A 24,186-nucleotide genomic window follows, 5' to 3' on the forward strand; every position below is an offset into this window, starting at 1 on the left:
ACCCCGAACATTTACGACTATACTGGTGGTTGAACATACAAAAAGATCAAGTGGAGTTTGAGTCATAGGGAGGAGTATACATGAGTAATTCTGTGTTGTATCACCCCGGAGACGGGTATCTGGCCTGGCTGCAGTACCGCCGGATCACAGCGGGGACAAATGTTGATCAATATGCGGCATACAATCATCTTGTTGTGACTGAGCAGGATGATGTTGTTATTCGTTCTGCAGTGAACGAGCTGACTCAAGGCATGGAGGGAATCACAGGGAGAAAAGTTTCCATCTCCGGGAAAACAGAGACAACTCCCAGTATCATTATAGGAACCTTCGGAACTGGCTTAGCGATAGATAAATCATTCAGCACCGGTGTAAGCGATGCTGTTAAAGCGGAGGGTTATGCGCTTCAAACGGACAGCATTACCGGTAATATTGCCATCGGAGCAGCTACTCCCGCAGGTGTATTATATGGAGTGTTCCATCTGCTGCGAATCATGGGTACAGGGGGTTCTGTTCATAATTTGAATATTCTAGAGAACCCTGTCAATCAGCTGCGCATGATCAACCAGTGGGATAATATGGACGGGAGTGTGGAACGGGGGTATGCCGGGAAATCAATTTTTTATGAAGCTAACCGGGTAACAAGCAATCTTCAGCGTATCCAGGATTATGCCCGCCTGCTAGCCTCCAGCGGAATCAATGCGATCGCCATTAATAATGTGAATGTCCACCGGGTGGAGAGCCGTTTGTTAACGGAATTCCTGCCGGATGTGGCGAAGCTGGCAGCAATCTTCCGAGCCTATGCAATCAAGCTGTTCCTGAGCGTCAATTATGCCAGCACTATTGAGATCGGCGGTCTCTCATCGGCAGATCCGCTGGATTCAGACGTCCGAGAATGGTGGATGACCGCAGCGTCGGAAATATATGCAGAAATACCTGATTTCGGAGGATTTCTGGTAAAGGCCGATTCGGAGAACCGGCCGGGACCGTTCACCTATGGAAGAGATCACGCCGACGGGGCCAATATGCTGGCTGAAGCGCTGAAGCCGCATGGCGGAATTGTAATCTGGCGATGTTTTGTATATAACTGCAAGCAGGATTGGCGCGACCGTACCACGGATCGGGCGCGGGCAGCCTATGATCATTTCCAGCCGCTGGATGGACGCTTCATGGACAATGTCATTTTGCAGGTGAAGAATGGACCGATTGACTTTCAGGTGAGAGAGCCAGTCTCGCCGCTGCTAGGTGCTATGCCGAAGACGAATCAGGTAATCGAATTTCAGATTGCCCAGGAGTATACCGGCCAGCAGCGTCATGTGTGCTACCTGATACCCCAGTGGAAAAAGATAATAGACTTTGATACGCAGCTCCAAGGAGAAGGAACTACTATCCAGCGCATTGTGGAAGGAGATGTTCACGGCAATCCTTACAGCGGCTTTGCAGCCGTCTCGAATATTGGTAATGACACCAATTGGACGGGACATCTGCTGGCACAGGCTAATTTGTATGGTTATGGCCGTCTTGCCTGGAATCCAGAGCTGTCTGCCGAGGAAATTGCTATGGAATGGATTACGCTCACCTTTGGCACCAATGAGCTGCTGGTTCAGACTATACTAGACATCCTTATGAACTCCTGGGAGATTTATGAATCGTATACAGCTCCGCTGGGCGTTGGGTTTATGGTCAATCCTGACCATCACTACGGCCCTAATGTGGATGGATATGAATATTCAATGTGGGGTACTTATCACTTCGCAGACTGTTATGGTGTGGGTGTGGACCGCACTACAGCAACAGGAACCGGGTATACCTCCCAATATGCCCGTATTAACATGGAAATGTACGAGTCGCTCGAGAGCTGCCCGGATGAACTGCTGCTTTTCTTCCACCATGTCCTATATACCCATGTGCTTCATTCTGGCAAAACTGTGATTCAGCATATTTATGACACACATTTTGAAGGCGCGGAGCGGGCAGCTGGATTGTTAGATGCCTGGAAGCTAGTGAAGGGACAAGTGGATGAAGAGGCGTACCAGCATGTAGCAGACCGTCTTGCGGAGCAGACTGAGCACGCTAAGGAGTGGCGGGATAGAATCAATACGTACTTCCTCCGGAAGAGCGGCATTGCTGACCAATGGGGAAGAACCATATATTAATGATTCATGTAAATGGGGAGCGGTGAATACCGCTTCTTTTTTTATCGTTATATTTTGAAAGAATTCGAGCATTCCCCTCCTTTAGCGGATGATAAGCGGATTATATACTTAAAGTATAAAAATTAACCACAAGAGGTGACCACAGATGAACCGTTCCACAGCCACTATAGCCCAATCTGCTGCGAAGACGAAAAAAAGCTCATACTTTCGAAGCAGATGGAACGCCCCGCTTGCAGGCTATTTGTTTATTTCGCCATGGCTTATTGGGTTTCTAACGCTTACGGCGTATCCGTTATTCTTATCACTGTACTATTCGTTCACCGACTACACTTTGATGCAGCCGATGAAGTGGATCGGTACCCGCAATTATGAGCGTATCTTTACAGCGGATCCCAAATTCATTCAATCCGCTAAGGTAACCTTCACTTATGTGCTGGCTTCCGTACCTTTGAAGCTTATAGCGGCTCTCTTTGTCGCTATGATACTCAGCAAGGCGGTAAAAGGAATAAGCTTCTACCGCACGGCGATCTATTTCCCGTCACTTATCGGAGGGAGTATCGGGGTATCGCTGCTCTGGCGCAACATTTTTGGTGTAGACGGGGTCTTTAACAAACTGATTGGCGTCTTCGGTTTTGAAGGAAAGGGCTGGATTACAAGTCCCGATACGGCACTTGGCACGCTGATTCTGCTGACGGTCTGGCAATTCGGCTCCACCATGGTTATTTTTCTGGCCGGCCTGAAGCAAATTCCTAATGATCTGTACGAGGCGTCTTCTGTGGATGGGGCCAATAAAGTAACTCAATTCTTCAAAATCACACTGCCGATGCTTTCACCGATTCTTTACTTCAACCTGATTATGGCAGTTATTGGAGCCTTCCAAATGTTCACTTCCGCATTTGTGATTACGAACGGCGGGCCGATGAACTCCACTTATGTGTATGCGATGTACTTGTATGAAAGGGCATTCAGCCGTTACGAGCTGGGATATGCTTCAGCACTTGCCTGGATTATGCTGGTCGGAATTATTGCAGCCACTGTACTGATCTCTTACACCTCGAAGTATTGGGTATTCTATGAAACAGACACTGGAGGGAAAAAACGTAAATGACAACACTAAAATTGAAGCCTGCGTTTCGCCATCTGTTCATGATACTCTTCAGCTTCATTATGGTTTACCCGGTTCTCTGGTGGATCGGTGCTTCACTGAAGCACAGTACAGAGCTTGGCTCGCCGTCGATTTTCCCAGCTGTCCCGCAATGGAGCAACTTCACAAAAGGCTGGAGTTCGGTTCCCGGACACACGTTTACGGATTTCTATCTTAATACCTTCGGACTTGAATTTGCCGTAATCGTCGCAACGCTGCTATCCTGCACCCTGGTTGCCTTCGGTTTTGCGAGATTGGATTTTCCGTTGAAGAATTTCTGGTTCTCCATCCTGATGCTGACCTTAATGATGCCTGGACAAGTGCTAATCATCCCTCAATACTCATTGTTCTACCAGCTTGGCTGGGTGAATACGTATCTCCCGTTTATCGTCCCCCATTTGCTTGCCGGTGGGGCAGGAGGAAGTTTCTTCGTCTTCCTTCTGATTCAATTTATACGCGGTGTTCCAAGAGAACTTGATGAATCGGCCAAAATTGACGGGTGTTCCTGGTTCGGTATCTTTTGGAGGGTTGTTATGCCTCTCGCCTTTCCTGCAATTGTTACGGTGACAATTTTCTGCTTCCTGTGGAATTGGGACGATTTCCTGGGTCATCTCCTGTACATCAACAGCGTGGACAAGTATACTGTTGGACTCGCACTGCGTATGATCAATGACTCGCAATCAGCGGCGGAGTGGGGTCAACTGCTTGCCATGTCACTAGTGTCAATTCTTCCAGCAACTATTGTCTTCATGTTCCTTCAGAAGTATTTCGTTGAAGGGATTGCAACAACGGGAATAAAAGGATAAGATGCAAGTGGAAACGGCTTTGCCGTCCTCAAAAGGACGGTATCTGTTTCAGCGAGAAATAGAAGGATAATATATAGCGTGAAACATATAAATTCTTATCTTTTTAAAAAACATCAGTCCGTTAACGGTAAAGCTTCGAATACCCTTCGCAGCTTTACCGTTTATTGTGTCTGAACCGGAGTTGAAGGAAGGTAGAGCGTTTGAGCAATCCTTTTAAAAAATACAGAATTGACCGCCTGTTTTTTCATAGCTTTGCCATAGTACTTATTGCGGTTATCGGTGTTACAGCATGGACAAGCTACAGCAATTCATCCAAGGCGCTCGTAAAGACTACCTCCTATTACCAACAGCAGTTGCTGGATGAGTTGAATAATGAAATTACGACCCGGCTAGTCATGATCGAGCAGATTTCACTGTCCAGCTCGCGCGACAGCGAGCTGATAAATTTTCTCCTGAACAGGCAGGATGAATTTGAGAGATACCGCAGACGTTCAGGTGTAGAAAGTGCACTCGCGAATTTGACCTATGCGATCCCGCTGATTCAAGGGATTGACCTGTATATGAATAACCCTATCCTAAGTGAACGGCAAAGCTACATCCAATTCCGGAACCTTACGGATCTTAACAAGCAGGAGGGGGCCGGATGTCTGGCGAAGAGCGACTTTTGCTGGTCCAAAGAGTATAATTTTACCAGCGCGCAAGGTGAGGTTCCGGTGCTCAGCTTTTCCAGAAAAATAATAAATGAGAATGACTATTTAGGTGTCCTTGTCGTCCACATCAAGGCCAACGAGATCCGGAAACTGCTAACCGGCAATTCCGACGGATCTAACCGGATCATGGCAAGCAGCGAAGGACAGCAAATTATGAAAATAGGCGATGCCATTGACCAGAATGACTGGTCCCAGTGGATTGATCTCAAAAGCAATAAATCGGGCTATGTCCATATCCCGGCAACCAATGGATCCCGCGATACGCTGCTCGTCTATTCAAGGATGGATAATTCCATCTGGACCCTAATCGAATTCACCTCTTGGAAACAGATCACGGCAAGCAGCCTGAAGCTGGCGGAGTGGATCGGTCTGATCGGTATTGCTGCAGTGCTGTTGGTACTGCTCTTGACCCACTTTTTAAGCAAGCAATTTACCAAGCCGATCAAAAAGCTCGTAACTGCGATGCGACTGTATTCCGTAGGAGGCGACAATGTAGAACTTCCGGTGGATTATGAGAATGAATTCGGTTATTTATTTTCCGGTTACCGGAAGCAGAACGAACGGATTGAAGAACTGTATCTCTCTCTGGAGCGCCGTTATGATCAGCAACGGAAAGCTGAAATTGAGGCGCTTCAGGCTAATATCAATCCACACTTCCTATATAATATGCTGGATCAACTCAACTGGATGGCGATTGAGGCCGGACAAGACGAACTTAGCCGCATTTTGGAGCTAATGGGCCGTATGTTTCGGATCGGCCTGTCCAACGGCAACAGCTTTATCACAATAGCAGATGAACTGCTGCATATAAAGTGTTATCTGGAAATCCAGCAGCTGCGCTGGGGAGAAGGGCTTGAATACAGGATTGAGGCAGCGTCTGAGCTACAGGAGTTATACATTCCGAAGCTTACACTACAGCCGTTCGTGGAGAATTCTATCGTTCATGGATTCAACAAACAGAAAAGCGGCTATGTGTCTATCGTAATGGATAAAATGGGAGATACTCTGCATATTGTAATCGAGGATAATGGTGCCGGACTCAAGCAGCCTGAAGACAGATCCCATAACCGTCATACAGGAGGCTACGGTATACGCAATGTGAGAGAGAGAATTTCCGGTTACTTCGGGGAGAGTTATGGAATTGCACTTGGAGAACGTGAAGAAGGTGGAACAAGAGTGGAAATAACGCTCCCGCTGCTGACAGATCCTCTAACCAAAAAGGACTGATCCCTAATAGATAGCTCCATGGTCAATATACAAACGCACATATTATTTCGGTAAGCGCTTCCGTTGGCATGAGAAACAGCCGTGCTTTCGTACTTAAGAGTTAAGGAGGTAAGCGTAATGTGGAAAATCGCAATCATTGATGATGAGCGCCAAGTCCTGAAGGGGATGAAAAAGGCGATTCCCTGGGATGAGCTGGGAGCTGAGTGGGTTGGAGAGGCTATGAACGGAGAGGACGGACTGGAGGTAATTCGCCGTACCCAACCGGACATTGTGATCACTGATCTTTATATGCCCGTGATGAGCGGTCTGGATATGATGGAGCAGCTTAGGAAGGAAGGATTCCAAGGTAAAATCATTATTCTGAGCGGTTATTCAGATTTTGAGCATGCGAGACAGGCTCTAAGGTTTCATGTGACCGACTATGTCTCTAAGCCAATCAGTCTGCCGACGTTAAAATCAATTCTAAGCAATGTCGTACAGGAACTTGAGGAAGCGGAAGAGAAGCGAATCAGGCAGTGGGAGATTGAGTTTAAAATGACGATGTATGAGCCTTTTGTTGAACTGGAGTGGGTTCGCTCCGCAGCTGTCGGTACCCTGGGTCATGCATACAGAGACAACACACCTCTTCCCCCGTCATATCTTTTTTGGCAGGAACGCAAGCATGTCACTGTCGGCATCGAGCTGATCCGTGATGAACGAGCCAGATGTCTATCCGTCTCCGATTGGAACCTTTTCCGGTTTGCGGTCAGCAATATTGCTTGTGAAGTAGCGCGTAAGCTGTTCCCGGATCTGGAGTACACAGAGCTGCACAGTACCAGAACATTACTGATTATTCATCCGGATGCAGGACAGCTCGAACAGTTAGAAGACAAGCTTGAAGAGCTGGGAATCAGGCTGATTGACAGCATCGGCAGCTATCTCAAGCTGGTTACACGTATAGGAATCGGGGGAGTGAAGGATACATGGACCAAGCTTTCCGACTCGACAGAGGAAGCTTTCCGCGCGATGGATCAAAGAGCATTACGGGTCGCTTCCGCACATGAAGTGTATATGTACCGGGAGAACAGCAGCAGCGAACCGGGAAGTGTCGCCCTTTTTCCGGTCAAGTTCTCGTATAAGCTGGCAACAGCAATGAAGGTATCTCAGGAAGCGGAAGCCCATCAGCTTGTGCTGGAATATATAACGGAAATGAAAAAGCAAGAGGGGATATCACAGGGATACGTACAAATGCTTGGAAGCGAGCTATGGGGAATTATAACCTATTCGTTGTATGAATCCGGCTTTGTACTGGATGAACTGTTCACTAATGACCAGATTGCCAAGGAGATCAGCAGCCTGATCGTACCGGACCAACTGGCAAGCTGGCTTATAGACAAAATCACCAAGATCTGCAGCAACAGGCAATGGAAAGGAAGCAGCAAGCATCGGCAGGTTGTCGATTTCATGACCAGTTACATTCATGAGCACTATGCGGAAGAGCTGACACTCGCCGAGCTTTCGGATAAGGTATTCATTTCGCGGAACCATTTGTCTATTATTTTTAAGAATATTACTGGAGAAACCTTCAATAACTACCTGACCCGGGTTCGGATCGAGAAAGCGCGGGAGTTGCTCATGGAGCGGAATATGCTGGTGTATGAGGTGGCAGAACGGGTCGGCTATAAGAACATTCCCTACTTCAGCACTTTGTTCAAAAAAATAACCGGTATGAACCCTACAGAACTTATAAAAAGCTAACGCTCCCGAAGGACAGCATCCTCTATACGAGGAATGGAACGGTGCTGGGCCGATGGAGACAGGGTGATTCCCATCTTTTATAACGCAAGCCTTCTACTCTGGAAGGCTTGCGTTTTTTTTGGCGAACCTGCCGGGTGATATTCCTACGATCTTGGTAAAACTGCGGATAAAGTTCGCGTAGTCGCTGAAACCGGATTGATAGCATGCTTCGGTAATGCTGAGCCCCTCATAGAGATAGGATTTGGCGAGTGCGATGCGGCGGTCTACGATATACGAACGGAGCGTTAACCCCGTATGTTTTTTGAACTGGCGGCTGATATAAGTGCTATTCAAATGAAAAATGCCGGCAAGCTGTTCAAGTGTAATGTCCTGCGCAAGATGTGCTTCAATATAATCCATAGTTTTACGAACCAGCTCCGGCATGATATCGGTAGGAATAAAGCTTGCATTGTGAAAAACAGTATTGGTCAGAACTAATAATTGAGCGATACAGCAATTGGCCTGAATATCTGTTCCATACGCATCAGAAGCTAGTGCTTCCTCCAGATCGCCTGTTAATTGCAAAAATCGCTTCAACTGCGCTTCCTCTAAATGCACAATATTTCCTTTCCCCTTAGGGCGGTAGTCGAAGCACCCGGATAAATGGGTTGCCGGAGTAGAGAGGCGATGCAAATAAGATTTCTGGAGGTTAATCGTAACCCGTTCATATTCAGATTCATCGAGGCTAAAGGAACGGTGCATTTCCTCCGGATTTATTACAAGCAAATCACCAGGTTCCAAACGGTAACAGCTGTTCTCAATGTAAAAGTTGATGTTGCCGCGCAGAAACAAGTACAGCTCGTAGGCTTCGTGTCGGTGATAGAAGGTCCCCAGGTTATAAGTAGTAATCCTGTGCAGGTAGAGGAAATCTTTCTGGATGGGATCATAACGAAGCTCAAAGGGCTCGTTCATCTGCTACCTCCTGATCTATTCGCGCAATAATTATAGCGGAATTTGCAATGATTATTCTCTGGAACTACATTAAAATGTCATTATCCTAGCACGTTAGGGTGAATATGACAAGCGTTTTTTTGCATACAACAGACTGGAGGGTATTATCATGGAACTTATTATAACTGCAAGAAGCAAATTTCAAGAAGATACCGAATATTCCGGATTAGACAGGCACGGACTAAGTTCATCTGTAGAGATAACAGGCGGTAGCGGTAGCGCCAAACAGCCATTTCAGGCAGTGGTACGGATAAGAAATCTAAGCAGTTCAACGTGGTCAGGAGTCATTCATATGGAGCTGCCGTTTGCAAAAGTAAATCCGCGGTTCTTCCTGCCGGCATTTATGTACGGCCGAAACCGCGGTGAAGCTCCGCAGAATGTTCCGAATGAGTTCCCCAGGTTGAGAGAAGGAAATCCTTCACGACCGTCTTCTCCTTGGTGGATGGTGCGAAGCGACCGATTGTCACATCCAGCGGCTCTTGTATATGACACGGGCAAAATATATGGACTTTGTGCCAGCCCTTATTTTATAAACAAGAATGGGGTCAAAACCCAGTGGAAACCGGACCTGCCGGGTGAGTTCTACCAGTATGGCGGCTATACATGCTCGCTTGCCAAAGGAACAGTCGGGTATACGCTTGGTTATGAGAATGCACCGCTTTTATTCATTAAATCTCGTCTGGTCAAGGAACGGGCTCCTCTTGATAAGAATTGCTTTGAACTGGCTGCTGCTGAGTCGGTGGAGTTCACAATGGATTTGTATGAGTACGAAACCGAGTCTGAGCTGGGCATCAATGCTGCGCTGGAAGACATCTATTACTGCTATCATCAGCATCCAAGACAGGGCAGTGATATCCGGACGGCTGCTGCTGACCTGTCAAAGGCTATTTATCAATATGGGTGGTTACCTGAGGACCGGAGTTATTCCACATTTGTTTATGAAGACAAGGAAACAGGCGGTTACCGCTACAATAAAATAATCTCGATCAGTTGGACAGACGGTTTGTCTGTAGCCACTCCGGTTCTGATGGCCGCGCTGAGGCTTGGGGATGAGTCCATGCGCGAGCAGGCGCTTTCCTGTATCGAGAATATCATCGAGAATTCCTTAAATCCTGCTTCCGGGCTACCTTATGAGGCATATCAGGATGGGAAATGGAGTATAAGCGGCTGGTGGTTTGACGGGATGCGTACTCCAGGGCATTCTGCCTATCTGTGCGCGCAGGCTATGTATTATATTATGAAGGCGTATGAATTTGAAAAAAGGATTAAAGATTGCCTTCATGAGGACTGGATGATCTTTGTAAGGGAGGTTCTCCTCGTATTGGAGAAAAGCAAAAATTCGGATGAAGAATACCCGACCATTCTATCCGAGAGAACCGGTGCCGGACTTGAATATGATTCCTTCAGCGGAACATGGTGCATGGCGGCTATGGCATACTACAGCTGGCTAACCGGGGACAGAACGCATCTGGACAGCCTGAAGCGCAGCGAAAAACATTATTATGAAACCTATGTGAAACGAATGGAATGTTATGGGGCTCCGCTAGATGCGGATAAGGCAGTAGATTCCGAAGGAATTCTGGCATACATCAAGGCTGTCAGATATCTGCACGCCCTCACTGGCGATGAACTGTATCTCGATCATATGAGGGATGCAATTGATTACGAATTCACCTTTAAATTTGCTTACAACTCACCGGTTAAGGTACCTCCGCTAAGCAAGATCGGCTGGTCCAGCTGCGGGGGAAGTGTTACCTCTGTCGCCAATCCGCATATTCATCCGATGTCCAGTAATATTGTGGATGAGTTGTACTACTTCGTACAGCAGCGAGATGATTCATACGTCCGGCAGCGGATGCTGGATACGGTTGGCTGGGGGTGCCAGACCTACAACCGCTTTGATAAGGAATTCGACCATGGCAAAACGGGCTGGATGTCCGAGAGATTTTGTCATTCTGAAGGGCTGGTAACGGAGAGCTACAGCGACGGTTCTCCGGCAAGTACCTGGTTCTGTTTGATGCCTTGGGCCAGCGGAAGTGTTATAGAAGGCTTGGTCGGCTACTACTGGGAAGCGAACGTCAAGTAGCGTTGGTGATTATAAGTGGCATGGTGGGAAGAAAACGAAGTTCAATTGGAAAAGCAACAACAATATGAAACTGAATTAATAGCCTTTTGCAAGACTCAAAAGGAGCAGGATGTCCTTAAAGTAGATTTTCTTCGACCATTAGACAATCTTTTGCGAAAAAAAGTGAAAACCGGACCGGGCAGGGGATTATCCCTATCCGGTCCGGTTATTTTTTTCATCCACTATATGCTTTTCAGCAGATTGCGGGCAAGCGAAAGCTACCCCGCCTCCAGGCTTACTTTCGGAAGCCCTCGAAGTTATTGGTTTGAAACTAAACGATCAAGGAACTTATAAGCGTCGCTATTAAACTTCCAAACAACACCAAATTTATCAACCAACATTCCGAAGCAGGAAGACCAAGGCATTTCTGATAACGGCATAATAATATAACCTCCCACAGACAAATTGGAAAAGTAATTTTCCAGTGCCTGTTTATCATCAATAACGATACTAATCAGTATATTGTTGCCTTTAACAAACTCGCCTGTTACTTTCTTCATCGAAGGCAGAATATCCGACATCATTATTTGTCCACCAGCGAATTCTAACGATGACTCCATAATCATGTTCAATTCATTTTCTGGCATAGGGTAGTTTGGATCTTGTGGAAAATCCTTGAATTTCACTTTTTTTACTTTACTTGAATTCAGAGCTTCTGAATAAAACTCAATGACCTGCTCTGTATTCCCATCAAAGTTTAAATATGCAATAACTGACATGAAAAAACCTCCTCCTTGTAATACATGAAGTATAAGCTATAATAGGTGACAGCTATTTTGTCACCTATTATAGCTTTGGGATAATTTTTTTCACCTTAAAAGGATTATCAGGGAGGGACAATATGAATAAAATTGAAAGACTAATATCTATTGTAATGATCTTGCTGCAAAAGAATGTTGTTTCCGCAACCGGATTTGCCCAATTATTTAACGTGTCCAAAAGAACGATTCTACGTGATATGGAAACTCTCAGTTTGTCTAATATACCTATTTATTCTATAAATGGAGTTAAGGGCGGATACGGGATTATGGATGAATACAAATTAGACAAACGACTTTTAAGCAGTAAAGACTTAGAAAATATCCTAACCGCATTGGGCGGATTGGGACAAATTCTATTTAGTGACGAAGTTGAGCTAACTCTTAAAAAAATCGAATCAATGATAGGCTCAGCAACCTGGAAAGGTTCAATTCAACTGTCATTTTATGACTGGGACGGTCGTTCTGAAATTCTTCAAATACTAAAGACTTGTCAAGAAGCAATAGTACAAGGAAGATTACTTAGCTTCGACTATATAGATGGAAGTGGAGGGAAGACGAATAGAATGATCGAGCCATACCAGCTTCATTTTAGTGAAATGAGTTGGTATTTGAAGGGGTTTTGTTTAAATCGAATGGAGTATCGGACTTTTAAATTGTCCAGAACAGATAATCTTAATATCGATATCAAAACATTTGTTCCTAGAGATTTTTTGACTGAGCAAAAAGCCGAACAACATTATCAACCGGAATTAATTACAATTAAAGCATTGATCTCGCATAGCATAAAAGATCACTTTATTGAAAGATACGGGCAGAAAAGAATTGAAGCCTATAATTCTGAATTTTTAATAGCCACAATAGATGTGCCGCAAAACCATATCGGATTCCGGTTTTTGGCTAGTTTTGGATCTGAATTAGAAATCATAGAGCCTCAAACATATGTTGAAGATTTTCGAGAGTTTCTAAGTGCCATGATAAAGAAATATACCTAAAGAATCCCCATCGGATAAGTATAGCCACATAAAGGAGAAGGAAAGAAGATGAAGGAAGAATCTACAGAGCTCATGGACAGTTTGCTAAACGCTTACAACGAAGAGGCATGGAATGATTATGTTCAAGCTTGCAGAATAATGGACCCCGCTGTAAGGAGTCAATTAAATCATATAGAGGTTCCCGAGGACTTGGCCGTAGTGCTTAATTATAACTTGGGTGAACACGATGCGGAGAAATGGCTTTTTAGAAAGGTACCGGCACTGGATAACATTCAGCCATATGAGCTGGTTCACACGGAGCGGGGAATGAGGATTTTAAAAGAGGCATTAATGCGCTTTCCTTGAAGTCTAATAAATAATACATACGGATTGACTCCCGGGGCTAACGCCTTTAAGCCTGTGAGAGTTCGTAAACGCAGGTACGATAGCTGAAATCAACGAAAACATAAAAAAACCATAGATCATATATGACCCATGGATTCGTATGTCATTTTTTTTCAAGACCTTATTCAACATCATAGCAAATCAGCAATTATAAGTCTATATTTTTTTTGAGAATTACTTTACCATCTTGTTATAAGATGATGAATGGAGATGGTAAAAATGCTTAAAGAAATATTTGTTAAGAGTGCAATGACTTATGAATATCCCCCGGATGGGGGGACAGTGCCGATTATAGACCCGTATGATGGATGTACAATTGGATGTCCTTATTGTTTCCAATTAGAAGATGAGACTTGGAATACTGACTTGAATGTTAAAGTTAATATTTCAGATGTTTTGCAAAAAGAACTTATTCAATGGAACAAAGAAGATACTGTGTACTTGGGTAGTAAGTGTGATCCTTATATGGAGATAGAACGGAAATACCAATTAACAAGAAAATGTTTACTTGAATTAAGTAAGTTAAACTTGAAATGTATGGTTACAACTAAAGCCGGATCAAAACTTATCTTTAGAGATATTGATGTAATAAAACCTATGGGGAACAAATTCACTTTACTTTTAGGATTATCTAACCTGCAACAGTTGAGTGAAATCGATGATTATACTCTTATGAGTAATATACAGACAGCAAATCAGTTACACCGAATGGGAATTACTGTATGGGTATTTATTACTCCGATTTTACCTGGTATTACAGATATAGATTCAATGATTAGCGCAATAGATCAAGACATTCCTGTATTTTTAGATAAGGTTAGATTAAAACGAAACACTAGACCAGCACTAAGGTTGGAACGTTTCATCGGCAATCATTACCCTCATTTAATTAAGACTTACAAAGACATAATCTATAATAATACGGATGTTTACTATGAAGATATCAAAGAAAAGTGGGGTAAAACTGAGAGAGTAAAGTTTGTATTCGAGTCAAGTAATTCAACCGACTAAGGGGAGTCTTTATGAGAACGATTGGTTATGTACTAATAATACTTTTTAATATATTCCTTTTATCTGCTTGTAATAGTAGCAATGTTAATTCCAGTGACCATCCTTCTTCCAAATCCGATGTGGTAGCAAACCACACCAATGAGCCACTTTCAGAAGAAGTGAAAGTAGAAGAAAAACCATCGAAGGATATTATTACATTAATACCATCTGGATGGAGAGTACTAATTCAAGATGATGAACCTGTTACAACAGAAGGTGATTTAAATAAAGATGGAGTTACGGATGTTGCAATGATAATTGAGCAACTACAACCTAATACAGAAGAGGCTCCTGAACGGTCCTTACTAATAGCGTTTGGAACAAATGATTCCTACTTGTTATCAATAATTGCAGACAAAGTCATTTTAAAATCGGATGAAGGAGGCGTTTGGGGAGACCCTTTTGAATCTCTTTCAATTGATAGAGGATCTGTTGTCGTTAGTGATTATGGAGGCAGTAACTGGAGATGGTACAACAAATATAGATTTAGATTTCAAGATAATGAATGGTATTTGATCGGGGCGACGATGGGAGAGTACTTTTCTGGAAATGCAACTCAAGAAGAAGCAGATGAACAAGATTATAACTTACTAACTGGAGATTATATTATCAAGAAAACAAATGAAGATGGGAAGATGACGACGGAGCGGGGAAATAGAGGGAAGCGACAATTAATAAAACTCAAAGATTTCAATATTGAGAACATGTAAATGATAGAATAGATGAATTGATTATCGCCAAGCTTTTTGGCGGAAGGGAGGATTCGCGTTGAGTGGATTATTCGAAATATCTAATCTGTCCAAATACCATTGGGACACTGGAAATCATGCATCTAGATATCTGTTCTCACACATCTCTGCTCAACTCCCGGAGCCGGACCGGATTGCCCTCATAGGTGCTTCAGGCCAAGGGAAAAGCACGCTGCTGCGGATTCTGGCGCTGCTGGACTCTCCCGATGAAGGCGATTTGATCGTGGAAGGTGTCTCGTTCAAGGATATAAATCCCCGGCAATGGCGCATGGCAGTAACTTATGTAGCGCAGCAAGCGGTAATGCTGCCAGGCAGTGTGGAGGACAATTTACGGCTGGTCAGCCGGCTGCACGGTACTCCTTATGATTCAATTCTTGCCGCACAGCTCATAGAGCAGCTCGGTCTCGATTATCTGGATCTCGGGAAGAAAGCGGCAGACTGCTCAGGCGGAGAGAAGCAGCGGATATCGCTGATCCGTTCATTGCTGCTCCGTCCCCGGATACTGTTGCTGGATGAAATCACAGCTTCACTGGATATGAACAGTTCACAGAAGGTTGAAGCGCTGCTGCTAAATTGGCATCAGAAGGAAGGAACCTCCTTCGTATGGGTAACGCATGATCTGGAACAGGCCCGCAGAATTAGCAGCAGAACATGGATTTTGAGCCAAGGTAGCCTGCAGGATCATAGCAGTGATTGCTTATTTAAGGAACCGGTAGCGGAACTGGCCCGGAAATATATCCAGAGTACTGAAGGGGGAGAGCACTCATGAGCTTGACCGCGCTTAGCTTTACACTGCTGTTTGTCATCGGAACGATGCTGATCTCCATCTGGCAGAAGCTTGGGTTGGAAAAGGACATAGCCATAGGCACGATCCGTTCTGCCGTTCAGCTGCTGGCGGTAGGCTATGTGCTGCAGTTTATTTTTCAGGCGGAGCATATGGCCTTTGTCATTTTAATCATTTTTTTTATGATTGGTGTTGCTTCATTTAATGCCGCCAAGCGAGGCAAAGGGCTGCCGGGGCTGGTATGGAGGATTGCGGTGGCAATTTCCGCCTCGGAGCTGATGATGATGGGAATACTGCTCGGATTGCATATTATCGATGCTACACCGCAATATATTATTCCGATCAGTGGAATGACAATCGGAAGTGCTATGGTCGTCTCCGGCCTATTCATTAACCAGTTTAAGCATGAGGTTCAACAGAATAAAGGGGAAATCGAAACACTGCTGTCCCTGGGTGCAACCGCTCAGCAGGCTATGCAGACCGTCAGAGCCAGGGCTGTGAAATTCAGTATGATTCCTACGATTGACGGCATGAAGACTGTGGGGCTTGTACAACTGCCCGGGATGATGACCGGGATGATTATTGCTGGGGCCAATCCGGTCATAGCCGTGCGTTATCAGATACTCATCGTCTTCTCGTTCACGTCATCCGCTGCCATTACAAGCATACTGCTTAGCGTACTTATTTACCGGCTGTTCTTCACTGCCGGCCTACGTCTGCAGCTGCCGGGAGCCGGCAAATATTAGCTCATGAGCTTAGCAGATATTCACCTTAGAAGGTTGGGAACATCTCTACTCAAGAATCCCGGTATCTACAATTTTAACTTCCACTTTAGGGTGGAATTGCACTTTACGATAATCCTCAGACCAATTTTTCTCCTTCCAGACATTGTGATGATAAGCAATAAGCTTTCTCCCCACACCAAAGATATCACAGTTAGCCTTTTGGACTTCTTCCACAACCGATTCGGCTTCCTTTGTGAGAATGTCCGAAAGCGCTTGATTTATTTTTTGAAGATCTTTCTCTTTTAGCGAATGCTCTCCGGGAAACTCTTCTACGATGGCTTGAAGTTTCAACTCCAAGTTGACATCAACACTTTCGTCAGCAGATACCGATACCTTGAATTTACGTTTCACTTTTTTTAAACCTACATTAATGGTAATGTACTCCTGTATATTATCCGGATATCCCAGAACAATTTTCTTTGTGAATCGCGCATTTTTCCCCTTTTGCCCCTTCAGCAGGACTAGTAATATTGACTGATCCGGGTTCAGCATCCCACTATAATACTGATCATTAAAAAGGGCCAATCCTTTCGTTATAATCTCATTGCCTTCTATAGCTATATAGGGAAGTGCAAAGTCCTGCCCAGGATCCTTCAGGAACCGGAACACGGTATCTAACGTTTCTTTTGGGAATACACTCATTTCCTCAAGACTTTCAATCTTTTGGGTAATGAAATCGCCAATTTTTAATTCCCCAACCATTTTTTGTTCAAGAATGTCGGAGGCATTTCCTTCCGCAATAATTACCCTAACGTTGGATGTCGGGTTGGTTGGATCCCTGAAGTTCACATCCAATTTAGAGTAAAGGCCTTGCTCTACCACTGACTTTCCGAGTAATTGAAAACCATTTTTCAGAAATCTTATGTTTCCCCTCACTCGATTACGCATCTCATTGCTGGCACTACGTAGGTTATGTCCATAACTCGTATGAATTTCGTTCGTAGTGGATTTTTGCTCAATATCAGGTGGGATGATTAATTCCACAGTTTCTTTTATCTTTCCATTTTCAGTTAGATCAAACCCCACACTGTAGGCCAGATGCAAGTCTTTCAAATATTCCCGGTCCCAGCATCCTGTCAGGCTGAGGGGGAAAAGAATAATCAGCACCGACAGTGCAACCGTTCCTAATTTCACGCGCCATCTCATGCAAGGCCACTTCCTTTTCTCTTTATAAATAGAGAAATGATTAACATTAGCAGCGGGAATCCAGCAATAAAGAGATAGGCGGCATTTGTAGAGGCTGTATCCAGTAGATGAATGCCAACAGAAGTTACTGGCGCAAGCGCGATCATAAATGTAATGATTTTCACAAACGGAGTAAATTTCCGATGGCTTTTCCGTCTAAATAAAGCACTGAGCCCAATGGACGCTGCATAGCAATAGCTTACGATAGAACATACAAGGGTTATGGTCCAGATCGGCAAAAACAAGATATCTGCACGGTCTACAATGAAAAAGCTTAGAGATTTCATTAAGTAAATGACCGGTTCGGGAATCATTTTGATTTGCTCGGAGTTAAAGAACATCAGACAGGTAGAGACCACAAAGAAATAGAACAGGGTCACAAACAAGTTAGAGAGACTGACCGTTATCAATTTTTGTTTATCTGTACCTTCAGACAGCGGGTAGATGATCAGCATTAATTCGAAACCATACATAGATATGGTTGTTTCCTTTGCTCCTTTCACGATATTCCAGAAGCCTTTTTCCAATAGCGGTAACATATTTTCCAGATGGGCTTGAGTTAACCCATAGATGATAAATAAAAATAGAGGAATAAAAAGCACGGAAGCCAGCGTATAAAATCTTGCCAACACTGTCAGCTTTTCTCTTGCGAGGTAGAGAGTCATGATAGAAAAAAGAGCTAGTACAGCCCATCTTGGCGTAGTTTGCAGCATCCATCTCCGGAGCACCTCAACGGTACTAAGCATAATATTGGAGCCAAGCAGAATAAAGTAACCAATATACAGAATAGTCAATAGACTGCCAATAATCGGGCCTGCAAGTTTCATGCAAATACCGAATAGGTTAAGTCCGGGGAATTTCTTCAGCAGGACCCAAAGAAGAATGATGACAAGTTGGGTAATAACCCCTGCAACTAAAACAGAAAGCCCACCTCCACCTTTGGCAGTTTCGTTAAGTTTGTTAGGAAGAGACAGAATACCAACACCGATTTGGGCTTGAATAATAAAAAGGAAGAGTTGTCCCCTTGTGATCATTTTTTCTTTTTGAGCCACCGTATCAACTCCTGTAAGTACTGTGTAAATTAATGATCATTTATCCGTTTTTGGGTTGCTTGAACTCTTTCGGATAGACCAAATTGGAAAGCGTACGAAGGTATCTTTCAAGCCTTGAAATTTCAACGGACTTAAGGGTCTCAGGTAGGGTTGCCCAAATGATTCTAGCTTGCACAAATGTATGAAAATGAGTGTTAACCCAAATGATATCCCAATATATCCGAATAATGAGGCAGCAATCATCAATGGAAACCGCATAAACCGGATAGCAGAGCTCATTTCGTTGGAAGGGATAAGAAAAGATGCAATGGCAGTCAACGCTACAACAATGATCATCGAATAAGAAACCAATCCCGCCTTAACAATTGCATCCCCGATGACCAACCCCCCAACAATCCCAATAGTTTGACCTACACGGCTGGGCAGACGAAGTCCTGCTTCCCGCAGCAGTTCGAATATAAGTTCAAGCAGCATCGCTTCAATCAGCGGAGGAAAAGGGACCCGGGTCAATAAACCTTGAATCGAAAAAAACAATTGCAAGGGAAGGACATTGGAGTGGAAAGAAACGGTGGCAATGTAGAGCGCTGGCAACTGAAATGCTGTTACAAAGCCGATCAGACGGATAAACCGGACAAGAGAAGCGATCATCCATCGATTGTTATAGTCATCCGGTGTCTGATAAAAGCTGAAGAAGCTCGCCGGCAAAATCAGAGCTGTGGGGTCCCCATCCAGCAGTATGGCGACATATCCGTCCAGCAAATAAGCTGAGGTATGATCCGGACGCTCCGTATTGATTAGTTGCGGAAATATGGAGAAGGAGTTATCCTCCGTTAATTCCTGAATAAAGCCAGTGGAGATTATCCAATCGAGCGAAATTTTCTTTATTCTTGATTCTACAATCTTTATCAATTCAGGGTTGGCGATATTCTCCATATAGACTAAGCCTACCTGTTTGGGGGCGAATTTCCCAAGTGTGAAGTAGCGGACAATAAGGTTTGGGGAGGCTATTTGTTTGCGAATCAGGTATAAGTTAACCTTCATCTGTTCAATAAAACCGTTATGAGGTCCCCGAATAACCCCTTCATTCTCAGGTTCGCTAATGCTTCGTTCGTATTTGGCAGGAGTGTTGAGGACATAGAATTCAGACATTTCTTCTAAAAAATAAACACAGCTTCCTTCAAGAAGTCCCTGAATACCTTGGTTTAGTTCTGTTTCCAAACTGAAACTAAGTGTTGTGAAAAGCTTAGAGAGGTCTTTGTCCTGATTACGGCTAAAAGGAACAATCACGTTCCGTTCAATCAATTCCGTATCAGTGAGAGACTCCAGATAAAAGACCATTCCTTCCTTTCCCTGAAAGGATAAGTTTCTTTTTTTGAGGTCACTTGTATAGAATAGTGCGGCTTCGATATAATCGGAGTTTTGATCTACAGAAGGAAATGAGGTCTGAGTTTGGTTAGTCATTATAAGGCGCTCAACTTTCGATTAGTTTTGCTTTTAACGTTCCCGGATGATTTGCAGAATATTCCTGACGGGAGCTTTAACGTGTGATACAGAAGAGTACGGCGGATGATGTTGAGCAGCAGAGGTTTCTGTTTTGTTTTCCTAGGGACATGAAGTAGAGCAAAAATGAGCAAATCATCGATCGCGTAAGAGTAAAACCAAAGAATGCGCATTCATTCGTGAAGTGATGGCATTTTGGGCTTCTTTTGCCATCCGCAGCGTTTTACATTAAATGGTCACAGGCGTAAGATTCAAATCAACAACCGAATGAAATATAACTGTTCTCAAATGGCTGAATTCCGATAATGGGAACGGGGGAACCAATGGTGAATGCGGCTTTTGCTCAGATAGCTGCCGCTCACTTGGGGTGAATCCTTGCTGCGTGCTGAACAGCCGCTTCTTACAAGGTAGGGCAATCTCGCTGCCCGAATCCGTCAGCTAACCCCGTAAGCCTCGAAGAGAGAGGATGAGCGCCATGATCGATTAACCGACCACGGAGAGCCCTGATGCTTCTGTGGTCTTTTTGCTGCGCATGCAGAAAGGAAAGTTGATCTGTATAAGAGTTTAATAATCTTATAACAACGTAAATCAGAGTCATTAGGCAACTATCTAAAATGCTTTAAAGGGGGGATTGTTATCGTTACTGTATTTATCGTGTGCTTCTGGGTTGGATTGCTGCTTCTCCTCAGCGGCGGATTTCATGGGCATGGCCTGGCGGGTCATCTGCATATGGGAGGTGGCGATGCTGGTGGTCCGGGCTTTGTGCCCATACTCCCTCTGATGGTGTTTGTCACGGTCTGGGGCGGCAGTGGTTATGTGCTTACCCGGTTCAGCGGAATGAATATGCTAGCAGTGGTGCTGATCTGCACCGTGCTTGCCTTGCTGCTGGGCTGTCTGATATATGCGGTGCTGGCCCGGGTGATGACTCGGTATGACAGTAGCATGAATAAAATGGATTATGAGCAGGCGGGACAACTTGGGTACATCAGTATTTCTGCAGTGGATGGAGCAGTGGGAGAGATGGAATATGTGCTGCATGGAACGATGCGTTCCATTGGAGTGCGGGCAGAAACCGGCCAGCAGCTCGCCAAGGGCGACAGGGTGATTATTTTGAAGGTGGATAAAGGAATGGCGGTAGTCACCCTCTTCGAGAGGGAAAACGAACAATTATAAATAACGGGGAGTGTCGAACCGAATGGTTATTCTTTATTTAATCTCGGCAATTGTTGTTGTTATCCTGCTGGCTTTGTTCAGTATCGTGAACGCTTATAAAAAGGTTCCGCCCAATCAGGCGATGATTGTATTCGGCCTCGGCGGAAAAAGAGTGGTTCAGGGCGGCGGGACGTTCGTCATTCCCGGCTTCCAGAACAATAAGACCATCTCCATGATGCTGATGAGCTTCGATGTCATCCCGGCGCAGGCGATGTTCTCCCGGCAGGGCATCAAGCTCAACCTGGAGGCGGTAGCCCAGATTAAGATAAAAAGCGATCCTACCGCTATTCTGACTGCCAGTGAGCAGTTTATCGACAGGCCGGAAGAAGACCGCGAGACGATTATCCTGCATTCGGTGGAAGGCCATTTGCGCGGCTTGATCGGACAATTAACGGTGGAATCCATTCTAAAGACACCTGACGAAATCAACAGCAAGATGCGGGAGACCTGCTCGGAAGACCTCGATAAGATGGGGCTTGAGGTGGTCAGCTTCACCATTAAGAAAATTACTGACGACAAAGGGTATATCGACAATATGGGGGTTCCGGAAATTGAGCGCATCCGCCGTGATGCCAGCATCGCCAAGGCGGAAGCAGAACGCGACATTCAGATCAAGCAAGCCGAGGCGGAGAAAGAATCCGCCATTGCCAAAGCCAATGCGCATCAGGCCACCATTGAAGCGGGAACCGCCGCCCGCGCCAAGGAATCTCTGTTCGAGAAGGATTTGAACATTAAGCAGGCGGACTTTAAGCTGGAGACTGAAGTGAAGAAAGCACAGGCGGATCTTGCGTACGAATTGCAGCAGAACAAAATCAAGCAGTCGCTGGTTACCGAACAGGTCAAGATCACGCAGATGGAAGCGGAGGCCAACCGGACCGTCCGGGAAATCGAAGTTGAGCTGAGACAGAGGGAGCTGGAGGCAACGGTGATCAAGCCTGCTGAGGCGGAGAACCAGGCTACGATCATGAGAGCGGAAGCAGCTAAGCAGCGGAAAATTCTTGAGGCGGAAGCAGAGGCGGCCACAATGACCAAACGGGGGCTGGCAACAGCGGAAGCAGAACTGGCGAAGGGAAAAGCCAACGCGGAAATTGTTCAGCTGGCCGGAGCAGCGGAAGCGGGGGCACTGGAGAAGAAAGCTGAAGCGTACAAACAGTTCACGCAAGCCGCCCTTATAGTGAAATTCTTGAAGGTTCTGCCAGAGCTGGCTGACAAAATCGCTTCCCCGCTGGCCAAGGTCGATAAGATTACAGTGATTTCCCAGGATGGAGCTTCATCCGGCGTAAACAAAATCACCGGCGATATCGCCAAAATCATGGCCCAGGTTCCTGAATTGACACAGACGCTTACCGGTATGAACGTGACAGAGGCTCTCAGCGGGCTGCTCGGCCGGGATAAAGAGCAATAATTCTATACAAGCTGGGATATTGAATTCCTTGCATAAGCAACGCTCTATTATGGAAAACTTCTGTAGTGCGAATAAACAGCATGATTCCATGTTTGGAGACTTATTTTGATTTCCTAGGAGGTTAAGATTATGACAAATCAGGATCCGCAGGAGCTGCTTAAGCGAAAACACGAAATGGATGAGCAAAAACGACAGTTCACAAATTTTTCCCGAAGTGTTTGCGGCCATGGTGAGTTAGAAGCAGGGCAGGAATTCAGTACTGACCGGGTGCCTGACGATCAGAACCGTATGAAATCTGTTGAGAACAGACGTGATTGATACTAAGAAAGCTATAAAAATAAGCCGATCCTTTTCTGGATCGGCTTAAAAAATGATTATTACGTTCTACCCCTGAAAGGAGGGCGGAACTATCATCCGGGACTCGTTACTTCTCCCAAAGCTCAATCAGTCGGCCTTCAGGATCTTCAATCCAAACAAACTTTCCAAAATCACTAATCTCTTTGTTCTTTGCAAGAGGTACACCAATATGTTCAAGATGCTTAATAGTCTCGTTTAGATTATATACTTGAAAATTTAACATCACTTGTTGTTCTATTGGAAAATAATTGTCATTATCGGTAAAGAAAGAAAAGATAGTCTCATTTCCTACTTGGGGTTTTATCACAGTACCATTCCAATTTTCTATTTCAATCTTCAGCACTTCACTGTACCATTTTTTTACAACTTCAAGATTCTTAGTTCTCCAAAATATTCCTCCGAAACCTTTTATCATCGTCTCTAACTCCTGTCTGTCATCAAATTTTTAGCTATCCGATTACATTAGATATTCGATATTTAAATTAGAGTTCCTTTTTCAACTATACTGCCCGTTTAGCTTGATGAAGAGTCGACAGACAAATAATTTATTATCTCAATCAAGAATATAATCCTTTGAGAACCCGCGCCCCACGCGGTTTTTTTTGTTTTAAGGGACCAAGGGTATAGATTCAACTATAAATATAAAGCGGTATTATCAGAACAACCGCTATTGACAAACCACTACTTTGTGTTACTATATAGTGGTAGTAAGTAACACTGAATACCAGTCATACAGAATAGCAAGGGGTGATTGTGCTGGAAAATCTGACGGAAATGCTCAAAGGCGTGCTTGAGGGCTGTGTCCTTGAAATAATAAGCCGCAAAGAAACCTATGGCTACGAAATCACGCGGCGGCTAAACGCCCTCGGCTTCACAGATGTTGTGGAGGGAACGGTGTACACCATCCTGATCCGGCTTGAAAAAAGCAAGCTGGTGGATACCACCAAAAAGCCCTCCGACATGGGTCCTCCGCGAAAGTTTTTTGCGCTCAACGATGCGGGACGTGAGGAGCTGCGGAGGTTCTGGGAAAAATGGGGATTTGTTGCGTCGAAAATCAACCAATTAAAGGAGGAGTAGT

The 24,186-nt window shown here is 44.7% G+C and carries 22 protein-coding genes and 1 riboswitch; of the genes, 16 read left to right on the forward strand and 6 right to left on the reverse strand.

Annotated features, from left to right (window positions below; translation table 11 throughout):
• The first annotated feature begins 80 nt into the window (after positions 1-80).
• The 5 genes from H70357_RS18095 to H70357_RS18115 all read left to right on the forward strand — a co-directional run bounded on the left by H70357_RS18095 (position 81) and on the right by H70357_RS18115 (position 7,777).
• A complete protein-coding gene (locus H70357_RS18095) occupies positions 81-2,153 on the forward strand; it encodes an alpha-glucuronidase family glycosyl hydrolase (protein WP_038592360.1) in 2,073 nt (690 codons plus the stop codon).
• Positions 2,154-2,298: 145 nt separating this feature from the next.
• The gene (locus H70357_RS18100) at positions 2,299-3,261 is read left to right on the forward strand and encodes a carbohydrate ABC transporter permease (protein WP_038592364.1); all 963 of its coding nucleotides are present in this window, start codon (positions 2,299-2,301) and stop codon (positions 3,259-3,261) included.
• Entirely contained in the window at positions 3,258-4,103 is an 846-nt protein-coding gene (locus H70357_RS18105; protein WP_038592367.1) for a carbohydrate ABC transporter permease, read from the forward strand. Before H70357_RS18100 ends, H70357_RS18105 begins: the two co-directional genes overlap by 4 nt.
• Before the next feature lie 200 nt (positions 4,104-4,303).
• Positions 4,304-6,040, forward strand: a complete 1,737-nt coding sequence (locus H70357_RS18110) for a sensor histidine kinase (RefSeq protein ID WP_038592370.1) — start codon at positions 4,304-4,306, stop codon at positions 6,038-6,040.
• Between the two features lie 117 nt (positions 6,041-6,157).
• Positions 6,158-7,777, forward strand: a complete 1,620-nt coding sequence (locus H70357_RS18115) for a response regulator transcription factor (RefSeq protein WP_038592373.1) — start codon at positions 6,158-6,160, stop codon at positions 7,775-7,777.
• Positions 7,778-7,870: 93 nt separating this feature from the next.
• On the opposite strand, the gene H70357_RS18120 is transcribed toward H70357_RS18115, so the two are convergent.
• Positions 7,871-8,728: a helix-turn-helix domain-containing protein gene (locus tag H70357_RS18120; protein WP_038592375.1), complete on the reverse strand. Its 858-nt coding sequence runs from the start codon at positions 8,726-8,728 to the stop codon at positions 7,871-7,873.
• A gap of 148 nt (positions 8,729-8,876) precedes the next feature.
• Between H70357_RS18120 and H70357_RS18125 the strand changes: the two genes are divergently transcribed.
• Positions 8,877-10,853 carry an AGE family epimerase/isomerase gene (locus H70357_RS18125; protein ID WP_038592378.1) on the forward strand — a complete coding sequence of 659 codons (1,977 nt, stop codon included), beginning with the start codon at positions 8,877-8,879 and terminating at the stop codon, positions 10,851-10,853.
• Positions 10,854-11,149: 296 nt separating this feature from the next.
• Here the strand turns inward: H70357_RS18125 and H70357_RS18130 are convergent, their stop codons facing one another.
• A complete protein-coding gene (locus H70357_RS18130) occupies positions 11,150-11,611 on the reverse strand; it encodes a VOC family protein (protein ID WP_038592381.1) in 462 nt (153 codons plus the stop codon).
• 122 nt (positions 11,612-11,733) lie between these two features.
• Between H70357_RS18130 and H70357_RS18135 the strand changes: the two genes are divergently transcribed.
• The 6 genes from H70357_RS18135 to H70357_RS18160 all read left to right on the forward strand — a co-directional run bounded on the left by H70357_RS18135 (position 11,734) and on the right by H70357_RS18160 (position 16,358).
• The gene (locus H70357_RS18135; RefSeq protein WP_038592384.1) at positions 11,734-12,645 is read left to right on the forward strand and encodes a helix-turn-helix transcriptional regulator; all 912 of its coding nucleotides are present in this window, start codon (positions 11,734-11,736) and stop codon (positions 12,643-12,645) included.
• Positions 12,646-12,693: 48 nt separating this feature from the next.
• A complete protein-coding gene (locus H70357_RS18140) occupies positions 12,694-12,990 on the forward strand; it encodes an antitoxin Xre/MbcA/ParS toxin-binding domain-containing protein (RefSeq protein ID WP_038592387.1) in 297 nt (98 codons plus the stop codon).
• A 258-nt stretch (positions 12,991-13,248) separates the two neighbouring features.
• Positions 13,249-14,040 (forward strand): SPL family radical SAM protein, encoded by a 792-nt coding sequence (locus H70357_RS18145; protein WP_038592390.1) that lies wholly within the window; start codon positions 13,249-13,251, stop codon positions 14,038-14,040.
• A gap of 11 nt (positions 14,041-14,051) precedes the next feature.
• On the forward strand, positions 14,052-14,789 hold the full coding sequence (locus H70357_RS34400) for a hypothetical protein (protein WP_052092100.1): 738 nt from the start codon (positions 14,052-14,054) through the stop codon (positions 14,787-14,789).
• A gap of 58 nt (positions 14,790-14,847) precedes the next feature.
• Complete coding sequence (locus H70357_RS18155; RefSeq protein WP_038592393.1) at positions 14,848-15,597, forward strand: ABC transporter ATP-binding protein; 750 nt, start codon at positions 14,848-14,850, stop codon at positions 15,595-15,597.
• On the forward strand, positions 15,594-16,358 hold the full coding sequence (locus H70357_RS18160; RefSeq protein ID WP_038592396.1) for an ABC transporter permease: 765 nt from the start codon (positions 15,594-15,596) through the stop codon (positions 16,356-16,358). The genes H70357_RS18155 and H70357_RS18160 overlap by 4 nt, the downstream gene beginning before the upstream one ends.
• Before the next feature lie 45 nt (positions 16,359-16,403).
• Here H70357_RS18160 and H70357_RS18165 read toward each other — a convergent pair whose 3' ends face one another.
• The 3 genes from H70357_RS18165 to H70357_RS18175 are packed head-to-tail and all read right to left on the reverse strand — an operon-like array spanning position 16,404 to position 20,095.
• Positions 16,404-17,543, reverse strand: a complete 1,140-nt coding sequence (locus H70357_RS18165; RefSeq protein WP_038592399.1) for a Ger(x)C family spore germination protein — start codon at positions 17,541-17,543, stop codon at positions 16,404-16,406.
• A complete protein-coding gene (locus tag H70357_RS18170; RefSeq protein ID WP_052092101.1) occupies positions 17,540-18,634 on the reverse strand; it encodes a GerAB/ArcD/ProY family transporter in 1,095 nt (364 codons plus the stop codon). Before H70357_RS18170 ends, H70357_RS18165 begins: the two co-directional genes overlap by 4 nt.
• A 36-nt stretch (positions 18,635-18,670) precedes the next feature.
• On the reverse strand, positions 18,671-20,095 hold the full coding sequence (locus H70357_RS18175; RefSeq protein ID WP_052092102.1) for a spore germination protein: 1,425 nt from the start codon (positions 20,093-20,095) through the stop codon (positions 18,671-18,673).
• 319 nt (positions 20,096-20,414) lie between these two features.
• A riboswitch (cyclic di-AMP (ydaO/yuaA leader) is annotated at positions 20,415-20,602 on the forward strand.
• Positions 20,603-20,896: 294 nt separating this feature from the next.
• Between H70357_RS18175 and H70357_RS18180 the strand changes: the two genes are divergently transcribed.
• The 3 genes from H70357_RS18180 (at position 20,897) to H70357_RS18190 (ending at position 23,069) form a co-directional block, all read left to right on the forward strand.
• On the forward strand, positions 20,897-21,307 hold the full coding sequence (locus H70357_RS18180; protein WP_156130882.1) for an NfeD family membrane protein: 411 nt from the start codon (positions 20,897-20,899) through the stop codon (positions 21,305-21,307).
• A gap of 22 nt (positions 21,308-21,329) precedes the next feature.
• Positions 21,330-22,751 carry a flotillin family protein gene (locus tag H70357_RS18185; RefSeq protein WP_038592405.1) on the forward strand — a complete coding sequence of 474 codons (1,422 nt, stop codon included), beginning with the start codon at positions 21,330-21,332 and terminating at the stop codon, positions 22,749-22,751.
• Between the two features lie 129 nt (positions 22,752-22,880).
• Positions 22,881-23,069, forward strand: a complete 189-nt coding sequence (locus tag H70357_RS18190; RefSeq protein ID WP_038592408.1) for a hypothetical protein — start codon at positions 22,881-22,883, stop codon at positions 23,067-23,069.
• Positions 23,070-23,175: 106 nt separating this feature from the next.
• Here H70357_RS18190 and H70357_RS18195 read toward each other — a convergent pair whose 3' ends face one another.
• Positions 23,176-23,523, reverse strand: coding sequence for a VOC family protein (locus tag H70357_RS18195; RefSeq protein WP_038592409.1), 348 nt, complete (start codon positions 23,521-23,523; stop codon positions 23,176-23,178).
• A gap of 359 nt (positions 23,524-23,882) precedes the next feature.
• Between H70357_RS18195 and H70357_RS18200 the strand changes: the two genes are divergently transcribed.
• The gene (locus H70357_RS18200; protein ID WP_269322569.1) at positions 23,883-24,185 is read left to right on the forward strand and encodes a PadR family transcriptional regulator; all 303 of its coding nucleotides are present in this window, start codon (positions 23,883-23,885) and stop codon (positions 24,183-24,185) included.
• Position 24,186: the final 1 nt, after the last annotated feature.

Origin of the sequence: Paenibacillus sp. FSL H7-0357 (genome assembly GCF_000758525.1) — a bacterium.
Classification (GTDB): Bacteria; Bacillota; Bacilli; order Paenibacillales; family Paenibacillaceae; genus Paenibacillus_AQ.

Bases quoted from the DNA above. Each gene is read 5' to 3' on its own strand.
- H70357_RS18125 (WP_038592378.1), top strand. From the start codon at position 8,877: ATGGAACTTATTATAACTGCAAGAAGCAAATTTCAAGAAGATACCGAA.
- H70357_RS18115 (WP_038592373.1), top strand. From the start codon at position 6,158: ATGTGGAAAATCGCAATCATTGATGATGAGCGCCAAGTCCTGAAGGGG.
- H70357_RS18100 (WP_038592364.1), top strand. From the start codon at position 2,299: ATGAACCGTTCCACAGCCACTATAGCCCAATCTGCTGCGAAGACGAAA.
- H70357_RS18140 (WP_038592387.1), top strand. From the start codon at position 12,694: ATGAAGGAAGAATCTACAGAGCTCATGGACAGTTTGCTAAACGCTTAC.
- H70357_RS18160 (WP_038592396.1), top strand. From the start codon at position 15,594: ATGAGCTTGACCGCGCTTAGCTTTACACTGCTGTTTGTCATCGGAACG.
- H70357_RS18105 (WP_038592367.1), top strand. From the start codon at position 3,258: ATGACAACACTAAAATTGAAGCCTGCGTTTCGCCATCTGTTCATGATA.
- H70357_RS18130 (WP_038592381.1), bottom strand. From the start codon at position 11,611: ATGTCAGTTATTGCATATTTAAACTTTGATGGGAATACAGAGCAGGTC.
- H70357_RS18190 (WP_038592408.1), top strand. From the start codon at position 22,881: ATGACAAATCAGGATCCGCAGGAGCTGCTTAAGCGAAAACACGAAATG.
- H70357_RS18145 (WP_038592390.1), top strand. From the start codon at position 13,249: ATGCTTAAAGAAATATTTGTTAAGAGTGCAATGACTTATGAATATCCC.
- H70357_RS18195 (WP_038592409.1), bottom strand. From the start codon at position 23,523: ATGATAAAAGGTTTCGGAGGAATATTTTGGAGAACTAAGAATCTTGAA.
- H70357_RS34400 (WP_052092100.1), top strand. From the start codon at position 14,052: ATGAGAACGATTGGTTATGTACTAATAATACTTTTTAATATATTCCTT.
- H70357_RS18200 (WP_269322569.1), top strand. From the start codon at position 23,883: ATGCTCAAAGGCGTGCTTGAGGGCTGTGTCCTTGAAATAATAAGCCGC.
- H70357_RS18175 (WP_052092102.1), bottom strand. From the start codon at position 20,095: ATGACTAACCAAACTCAGACCTCATTTCCTTCTGTAGATCAAAACTCC.
- H70357_RS18135 (WP_038592384.1), top strand. From the start codon at position 11,734: ATGAATAAAATTGAAAGACTAATATCTATTGTAATGATCTTGCTGCAA.
- H70357_RS18165 (WP_038592399.1), bottom strand. From the start codon at position 17,543: ATGAGATGGCGCGTGAAATTAGGAACGGTTGCACTGTCGGTGCTGATT.
- H70357_RS18185 (WP_038592405.1), top strand. From the start codon at position 21,330: ATGGTTATTCTTTATTTAATCTCGGCAATTGTTGTTGTTATCCTGCTG.
- H70357_RS18095 (WP_038592360.1), top strand. From the start codon at position 81: ATGAGTAATTCTGTGTTGTATCACCCCGGAGACGGGTATCTGGCCTGG.
- H70357_RS18120 (WP_038592375.1), bottom strand. From the start codon at position 8,728: ATGAACGAGCCCTTTGAGCTTCGTTATGATCCCATCCAGAAAGATTTC.